5 protein-coding genes are annotated in these 8,767 nt (G+C 66.6%); 1 reads left to right on the top strand and 4 read right to left on the bottom strand.

The features are described 5' to 3' along the window. Positions 1–123: 123 nt before the first annotated feature. A complete protein-coding gene (locus ACFV15_RS39735) occupies positions 124–900 on the bottom strand; it encodes a polyketide synthase dehydratase domain-containing protein (protein WP_378357506.1) in 777 nt (258 codons plus the stop codon). Between the two features lie 84 nt (positions 901–984). Between ACFV15_RS39735 and ACFV15_RS39730 the strand changes: the two genes are divergently transcribed. Then, a complete protein-coding gene (locus tag ACFV15_RS39730; protein ID WP_378357504.1) occupies positions 985–3,777 on the top strand; it encodes an ATP-binding protein in 2,793 nt (930 codons plus the stop codon). 374 nt (positions 3,778–4,151) lie between these two features. On the opposite strand, the gene ACFV15_RS39725 is transcribed toward ACFV15_RS39730, so the two are convergent. From ACFV15_RS39725 to ACFV15_RS39715, 3 genes are all read right to left on the bottom strand, one after another. Beyond that, positions 4,152–5,555: a DUF4407 domain-containing protein gene (locus tag ACFV15_RS39725; RefSeq protein WP_378357502.1), complete on the bottom strand. Its 1,404-nt coding sequence runs from the start codon at positions 5,553–5,555 to the stop codon at positions 4,152–4,154. Continuing rightward, positions 5,548–6,483 carry a hypothetical protein gene (locus ACFV15_RS39720; protein ID WP_378357501.1) on the bottom strand — a complete coding sequence of 312 codons (936 nt, stop codon included), beginning with the start codon at positions 6,481–6,483 and terminating at the stop codon, positions 5,548–5,550. Before ACFV15_RS39720 ends, ACFV15_RS39725 begins: the two co-directional genes overlap by 8 nt. Before the next feature lie 62 nt (positions 6,484–6,545). Then, on the bottom strand, positions 6,546–8,762 hold the full coding sequence (locus ACFV15_RS39715) for a hypothetical protein (protein ID WP_378357499.1): 2,217 nt from the start codon (positions 8,760–8,762) through the stop codon (positions 6,546–6,548). Positions 8,763–8,767: the final 5 nt, after the last annotated feature.

Below are 8,767 nucleotides of genomic sequence, written 5' to 3'. Positions count from 1 at the left end.
TCCTTTTTTTATATCACCCGGTCACACCGGGGGTATCCTTTGTGCCCCGGGGGGGCCCCCCGGGTGGGGGTCGTGCGGGCCCGGCCCGGTTAGAACCGGCCGTACCACTCACGACTGTTCTCGTCAGGGGCGCAGGATCAGGGAGACGTTGAAGAGCTCGGCGCGCAGGCCGCCGTCTTCGTCGAAGAAGGCGATGTCGCACTCGGCTTCGACGTCGTGGATCCGCCTGGCCCACACCACGCAGGTGACCGGCCCGGTCGCGAGGCCCGCGCGGTGCACGCGGTAGCCGCCGACGCTCATCGGCAGTGAGGCGCCGCCCAGTTCGAGCTCCGCCCACAGCACCGCGATCTGCAGGCCGCCGTCCATCAGCGCTGGGTCGGTGTGCCAGTCGCGCCCGCCCCAGCCCGCCGCCTTCGAGCCGGTCAGCGTGCCGATGGCGCCGGAGTCCGAGAAGCCGGTCAGCGCGCGCAGGACCTGGAAGCTGGGGCCGTGGAAGAGGGTGCGGCCGTCGTAGAACTCGTCGTCGACCCAGGGTACGAGGCCGCGGGGATGCTCACGGCCGCGCAGGCTGCCGTTGCGGGTGTGGCCGAGCAGGCCGTGGGCGCGGTAGTGCGGGGGTTTGCCTGGCGCGGTGAAGAGATCGAGGGTCAGCAACCGGTCTTGGCGGGCGCACTGGACGCGGACCGTGGTGCCCGCGCCGCCGAAATCCTCGATGACGAGCTTGCGGTAGACCTTCACGTCGCCGATTTCGAGCACCTCGGCGGCCGGGTCGACCTCGCGGGCCGCCTCGGCGAACCATTCGAGCGCCATCACGACCGGGAGCACGAGTGCCCCACCCACCTCGTGGTCGGCGAGATAGGGATGAGATCGTGCGGTGAGCGTGTACTCGTTTATTTTCACTATCCGAAAGCGTAAGACACCAATTCGTAATCAGCCGGGTATTCTTCCGGCGAGGGTATGAGCCGGGAAGGAAGTGGGTAGCCGATGCTCGAATTCCGGCTACTGGGACAGTTCGAGGTGTGGTCCGGCGACGAGCGCCGCTTTGTCGGCGGCGGCGGTCAGCAGGCGCTGCTCGCCGCGCTGGTGCTCGACATCGGGCAGACCGTGTCCGTCGAACGGCTCGCAAGCGTGCTGTGGGACGGAAAGCCTCCGCCCACCTACCGGCAGCAGGTGTACAAACGGGTGCACGCGCTGCGGTCCGTGCTCGACGCCACGGCGGTCGTCACCGAGGAAGCCGGCTATCGGCTCGACCTGCCCGCGCACTGTTCGGACGCCGTCCGATTCGCCGATCTGGTCGCTTCGGCGCGCGCAAGTCAATCCGTGCGCGCATTTCGGAAAGCGTTGTCGCTGTGGCGTAAACCGGCGCTCGACGGGATCGAAAGCACGGTATTGCGAAAAGCGGGCGCCGAGCTCGACGAACAACGGCGCCAGGTACTCCGGGAATGCGCGGAACTCGAACAGCGGCTCGCCGAGGACCGGCCGGGCGCTCCGGCCTGCCTGCCGATGGACATGCCGAGTTTCACGGGACGGGCGGCCGAGCTCGCCGAGCTGGACCGCGTCCACGGCGGCGCGCAGGGCACCGCGGTGGTGATCACCTCGATCGCGGGCACCGCGGGGGTCGGCAAGACCGCGCTCGCCGTGCACTGGGCGCATCGCGCGCGGCACCTGTTCCCCGACGGCCAGCTGTACGTGAACCTGCGCGGGTTCGACCGGGCGGGGCCGATGTCCGCCGACGCGGCGCTGACCTTGCTGCTGCGGGAACTCGGCATGCCCAGCGCGCACATCCCGGTCGAGCCGGAGGCGCTCTCGCTGCTCTATCGCTCCACTGTGGACGGAAAGCGGCTGCTCATCGTGCTCGACAACGCCGCGGACGCCTGCCAGGTCCGGCCGCTGCTGCCCGGCTCTCCCGGCTGCTTCGTGATCGTCACCAGCCGCAACGCGCTGGCCGGGTTGTCCGCGCTGCACGACGCCAAGCGGATCACGCTGGATTCGATGTCGGCGGACGAGTCGTCGGCGCTGCTGGCGCAGGTGCTGGGCAGCGACGCCGTCGCGGCGGACCCGGCGGCCGCGGCCAGGCTCGCGGAGCTGTGCGGGCATCTGCCGCTGGCGCTGCGCGTCGCGGCGGCGAACCTGACCAGGCACGGGAGCGTCGCGGACCTCGCGGGCAGACTCGCCGAGGGCGACCGGCTCACCCAGCTCCGCATCGACGGCGACCCGGACGCGAGCGTCGCGGCCGCGTTCGACCTGTCCTACGGCGCCGTCCGGCCCGCCGCGCGCGACCTGCTGCGGCTGCTCAGCGTCGCGCCGGGGCCCGACCTCGCGCTCGACGCGGTCACCGCGCTGAACGGCGGCGACGCGGCGGAGCTGCTCGACGAGCTGGAGACGACGCACCTGGTCGAGCAGTACCTGCCGGGGCGCTACCGGCTGCATGACCTGATCAAGCTGTACGCGCGGAGCCGGGGTGACGACGACGCGGCGATCACGCGGTTGCTCGGCTTCTACCTGACGAGCGTCGAGGACGCGTGCGCGCTGCTGAGCCCCCTCACGAGTTCCCCGCCGCGTGCCGGGCGGTTCACCGATGGCCAGGAGGCGATGGGGTGGCTCGAATCGGAGTGCCAGAATCTCGTCGCCGCCACGGAATGGGCCCACGAGCGAGGCGCCGACCTGCTGTGCACGCGGCTGGTGGACGCGTTGCGCGGGGTGTTCTGGCTGAACCGGCGGATCGGCGACTGGCTCTCGACCGGTGAACTCGGCCTCGGCTCCGCGCGGCGGCTGGGTGACGCCGCGCTCGAGGCCGCGATGCACCGGACGCTCGGGCTGGCGCACTACGTCGCCAGGGACATGGACAGCGCGCTGGATCACTCGTTCCAGGCGATCGGGCTGTGGCTCGAGCTCGGTGACTGGGAGGGCGCCGCGGGCATGCGGCTCAACCTGGCCATCGCGTATCTGTTCCACGGCAGGCACGACATCGCGTTGAAGCACGCGCGCAAGGCACTGAGCCTGGGCGACGAGCACGGGCTGGAGCGGGTGCAGGTCACCGCGCTGAGCGCGGAGATCGAGTGCGAGATGGCGCTCGGTGACGCCGAGCGGACCGAGCGGGCGGCCGATCGGCTACGGCGGATGGCCTTGGCTTCGGGCGACAAGGCGGCGCAGGCCAACGCGCTCGCCGCGCGCGGATGGGCGTTGCACCAGCTCGGCCGGACCGACGAGGCCGAGGCGGATTTCGCGGCCTCGGCGGCGCTCGACGTCAAGGCCAGGCACGCGTACACGCTGGAGCAGCTCGGTGGTGTGTTCCTTTCGCTGGGCTACGACGCCACGGCCGAGCTGCTGATCAAGCAGTCGCGGGTCAAGGGGCACGAGCTCGCCGAGCCGCGATGGAAGAGCGAGTCGCTGCACGGGCTCGCGCAGGTCCAGCACCACCTCGGGCGTCTGGACGAGGCATTGCGGCTGGAACTCGACGCGCTGCGGATCGCCGACGACGTCGGGCACACGCCGGTCCGGATCGAAAGCCTGCTGGGGCTGACGGATCTGATGCTGGCACGCGGGGAGCCGTTGCTCGCGGAGGAGCACGCTGTGGAGGCGCTACGGGTGTGTGAGGAGCACGGGTGGGCGTTGTTCCTTGGCAGGGCAAGGCATGCGCTGGCCGCGGTGAACCTCGCGCTGGGGCGGCCCGAGGACGCGCGCAAGCACGCCGAGATGGCGCTCGAGCTGCATCGGGGGTCGGGGCAACGCTTGCGTGAGGCCGAGACCTTGGCCTTGCTGGCGCGTCTCGGTTAGGTCAGAGGTGCTCGGCGAGGCCCGCGTAGCCGATGTCGTGCAGACGCTGGCCCGAGGTCGCCGCGTAGCCGGGGCCAGCTTCGATGCCGAGGCCTTCGACCATGCGGTTCGGCTAGCCCGCCCCGTTGCGCCGCGAAGGCCGCCCACCCGAGTCGTCGGACGCGGCCTTCGCGGCCTAAAACCTCCTTCAGGCAGGAGAAACCGGAGGGGTGCCTTTCCCAGGGAAGCGGGAAGGGCGCCCCTCACCACGTCCAGGCGACCGCCTACGGCCTTCGCGCTCATCGGAAGCCCTCGGTCGAAGCAAACACTGCTCCCGGCAAGTACGAAGTGGGCAAGAAAGTGAGCGACGAAGTTGACCGCCGCTCCTTCTGCCGTCAGCTCAGCACTGCCCCGTTGGTGCGCACCGGCTCATCCGGCTCCAGTGGCTTCCTCGGTACCCCTTCGAAAGGGCCCCCCTCTTGTCCACGCCTTTTGATCTGCTCGGCGAGTTCACTGATATGCCGCTCACATTCGACCTCGCGCTGCGCATCCTGCCATCGGCGGTCCGAGTCCGAGGCTGCCAACCGGACCGAAGCCGCGTTACGTAGTTCGTGCTGTTCGACCTCCAGGTTTGACATCTCTCGGAGTTCCTTCGTCTTCACCTCTTCCTGGTAAATCTTCTGCGCGCTGCTGGCTCTTGCCTCAACCAGTTGTTCGTAGCGAGTAACACCGCCGAGCAGTTTGACCAGAACCGGCAGGCAGTCCACCAGGATGAGAAAACCCCTGATGAACCAGGACGAGGCGACGAGGAACCCGTTGGCCGAGGTCAACTCGTCCAAGGCGGTGAGCCTCTGAAGGAGCCCGATCGGCCCCTGATTGGCGGCCATCTCGTCGACCTGCCGTTTGACCTCGGCGTCACGCATCCGTTGATATTCCTGCTGGGAAGTCGCTTTAGTCCCCTCCAAGCCCGCGATTCGAGTCTCCAACGTCGCCAACCTCGCTGAGCGCTCTGTGATGGGATGCGTCCGTCGGAAGTCTTGGGCCTCGGCCTCGCGCGTCAAGCATTCGGGACCGCGCCCTTTCTTACCGCTGACACCAGGCCCCGGGGTTCCCGCACACTCGTTACTCGCCAAAGTGTCACGGCGAGCCTGCTCGGCATTGTCCGCGTCGACGCTGCCACGAAGCTGCTTGGCCTCGTCCTTGAGGCCGGCGAGTTCACCGCTCACCGCGGCGTGCCCAGCCTCAAGTTTCATCCGATGGTGATCACATTCCGGCTGGGACGCGGCCTCGAAAGCAGCCGTTTCCGCTGTCGGATCCGGATTGCAACGAAGCAGGAGGCTGGTCAGATTCCGCAGGTCCTGGTCACGAGCGTCAAGAACATGCTGTTCGATTGCCGGCGCGAAGATGCGGAGCACGAGGGGTTCGGCGATCACGACACCGAAGCAGCAGGCGAGCATCAATCTCGGCACCAGCACGCCCGCTCTCCTCGACCAGCCCGTTCCTGCCGAGCTGGAGATGAGCCAGCGGTCGAGGTTCAGGATGAAGCAACCCCAGATCAACGCCGGCACGAAGAGCAGCACATTGAACGCGTCGATCACCTCCGACAGACCGACCAGCATCGAGAAGGTCGCGATAACGGCTGTACCGAACACGACACCGCCCATCGCCGTGTATCGAGCACGTTCGCTGGGGACTTCGTCTAGCATCTTCTCGTCGGCGCCGGTGAGCGTTCTCAGCCAGCGCGCGGCAGTCTGAGCGGCGGCGCTCTCGACTGGAACCGCTGCGGTGGGTTCAGTCATGCGGTTCCTCCTCCGCTGAGTGCCGGTCAAGTTGCGCCCGAGACAGGTCCCGCGGCGGCAACGCGCCAGTCCCCCGCTTCGGACTAAGGAGTCCGTCGAGCGCGTGCTCGATCAGCCGCTCGCCGTTGACCGCGACCGTGTCGAGCGCTCCTTCGGGCAAGGCCTGGATGATCTTGATGATCTCCGCTCGCTTTTGTGCCTGCATTTCGTATTCACGCTCGGTCGCTTCACCCAGGTTCAATTGGTGGTTGGCGACCGCGAGCCCGGCCACCGCCTCAGGTCCGCGATGGAAGTATCCTTCCAGCCTGGCCGCATTGCGATCTTCGGCTTCGTACTCCCGGTTCTCCTTGCGGTGCTTCCAATCGAGATCACGCATGTCCCGCTCGTGATTCGCCAAATCTGCCGGCGTCCGCACCAGCACACCGGCCAGCTCGATCCGCATGCCGTCGATCTGAGGTGACCGCATCCGGCAGTAAGCTTCGATAAGCGCGGGGACTTCCTTACGCACCTGGGCAATATCCTCGACGGAGAATGAACCTGTCGTGGGGGCGAGCGCGGAGTTCTGTCGGAGGTAGGTGCGCAAGAGCCCAACGAGATTGGAAAGCCCCTGCTCCGCCACCGACTCCGGTCGCACGACACGGCATTGGAAGTCGACGAGCACGGTGAAGTCGTCTGCCGGGCTACTGGACGGCACGGCGAACGGGACCCGGACCAGCCGGTCCCGGACATCCACCAAACTGACCGAGACCGCGTTGACCACCACGTCTTCACGTCCGGCCAGGTGCCGCCGTTCGTTGAACGCCACATAGCCGGAGTCGACCTCGAACACGAGAACGGTGCCCGGGGCCAGCTGTGGCAGTTCCTCGATTTCCCGAGTGCGGACGAGGAACTTCCGGGATGCCCGTGCGAGCGAGTGTTCAGTGACCACTGGGTAAGGGGTGGAAGACATGGATGCTGACGAAACGGCTGTGGACATGGTCGGCAGACTCCTCACGAACGCTTGGTGAATGGTGGGGCCCCGGTACCGCCGATCGCGGTCAACAGGGTCGAGATGTGGACTTGCGCGGAACGAGGGCTGTCCTGCAAGGCTCGTAGCAGCTCGTCACGCCTCAGAGACCGGTGTGCGGGAGGCATGCTCACGTGGATGGCTTCTCCCAATGCCGCGACGGCACCCTGAACCTCGTGGTCGTTGGCGAGCGCACGCAACGTCCGGCAAAGCGCTTTGATGGCACCCCTTCGATGTGGTGTGCTGCAGAGAACATCGGCCCAAAGCGCTCCGAGCAACGGGACATTGGCAGGTTGCTCACGCAGGATCAGTGCTGCCACCGGCTCGTCCGCCCCGCTGCGGGAAGCGGAGAGCACTTCGACCACCATCTGCCTGGCAGCACGCATGACACGGGGGTTCGAGCCGCGCTCGAAGACGTCACCTTGCTCATCCTCGGCCGTCCCGTTGCTCGTCCGCTGCGCTTCGATCAGTGGGTCAGCGAGGACTGCCATCGAATCTCCAACGCAAGGTTGAGCGGTCGTCGCCCCCGTCGGCATCCCGATGGCCCTCGCATGTTCCGCTGTGACCGTGTTCAACACGTCTCGTGCCTCAGGTTCGCCCCGTTCGGCTGCAGTGGCGAACAGAATGGCCAATGCGTTCTGAGCGACCTCACGAATACGTTGCGCACGAAGGGAAAGAAAGCACAGTCGCTGCATGGCCTCCGCGGGAAAACGGAGGCCGAGCGGACCACCCAAGGCCATCGCCGAGGTCAGCGCCTTCGGAATGCCCTGGCGATCACCCCAAGCTAGTGCCGTGCTCAGTGCGAGTGGCGCCAAGGCGTCATCGTCGCTCATGAACCACAACATCATCGCTGCCGTGCTGCGTTCGGCGGCTGGGCCGGCGGCCCACTGTTCCAAGAACGAACTTCGGACATCAGTGAAATCACTGCGCGCCAGCAGAGCGAGCCCGAATGCGAGCTGGCCTTCCGTCTCGGGCCGCAGGCCGAGTTCAGCCAGTTCCCCGAGCCACCGCCGAACGGGGTCCCACAGGTCGTAGCCGAACTGGCTGTGCAATTCCTCAAGCACAGCCTCTCGGTGTTCGCTCAGCCTGAAGTCGATCTTCCTGCCTCCGCCACTGCCCCACCCACCTGAACCAGCAGCGACGAGAAGGGGATGTTCCCGGTTACGCCGTACCATGACCTGCTCGATCGCGGGCTTGGCTTCCAGCACGGTTTGCGTCACGACGGGCTCGGCATGAGCCGTCAAGCCAGCGAACAACCGGTCAAAGACTGGCTCGGGTTGTGCACCGAGAAGTGCGACAGCGGCCACCTGGAGCACCTCTTTGACCGTGTGGTCGACTATGAACCAGTCGACGACCTGTTCACGGGCCTTGGACCGGAACGCGTCAAACGCGTGGTCCGGATCGAGTGCTAGCCGCTCCGCCAGTAGCACGACCTCACGAGGCCCGCGAAGGCTAGACACCTGCTCCAACACCCGTTCCTTGATCTGTTCGTCGAGGTTTTCGACGCCGGATCGACGAAGGAATACCTGCCCCAGATCGGGCACACCGAGGTTCACCGCGAAATCCGGGACAACCTGCTCGCTCATGTCGTAGGCGGTGCTCGTGATCACGAGAAAAGCGTTTTCCTGCTTCACCTTGTTCGCCAAAAGGGCGAGATCGTGCACTCGAACGGGCGATTCGGAGCCGTCAGCGACCAGGTCCGCGACCAGATAGCCACGACGCGGCAGATAGGTCATCCCGGTCGCCAGGTTCGGCAAGGAACTCGCCGGCGAGATACTGATCAAATCCGGACCAGTGCTCGTGAAAGCCCCTACCTCGGTCAACAGCTTGATCGCGGAGGTGCGCCTGCCCTGCCCCTCGCGCCCGTGCAAAATCACCAGGCCGCGATCACGCAGGATCTCTACCGCGCTGTCAAGCCCGGCAGGGCGAGTGAAGCACTCAAGCGCTTCCTTGATTTCGCCGAACCGCACAGGCCCGGTCGACCGCTTCGGTGCACCGCTGCCCACCATCCCGAACATGACACTACTGGCGGAGATGTTCCCGTTGATTGTGGTGTAGACCGCCTGCTTCGCGTTGATGGCGACGCGGTCGGCCTCACCATATTGGTCGGCTTCCGCTTGCGCGTCGTCGTCGATCATCGCCGGCGGCTGCGAGTCGGTCTCCGTTTCACCCTCTACGGGCGACTCATCCATGATCGTCAAGTCAG

It is taken from the genome of Amycolatopsis sp. NPDC059657, from assembly GCF_042734395.1.
Lineage (GTDB): Bacteria > Actinomycetota > Actinomycetes > Mycobacteriales > Pseudonocardiaceae > Amycolatopsis.
This window is presented reverse-complemented; position numbering and strand designations above follow the sequence as displayed.

What these genes read in the sequence shown, in the direction of transcription:
- ACFV15_RS39730 (WP_378357504.1), top strand. Translation starts at nt 985, where the DNA reads ATGCTCGAATTCCGGCTACTGGGACAGTTCGAGGTGTGGTCCGGCGAC.
- ACFV15_RS39725 (WP_378357502.1), bottom strand. Translation starts at nt 5,555, where the DNA reads ATGACTGAACCCACCGCAGCGGTTCCAGTCGAGAGCGCCGCCGCTCAG.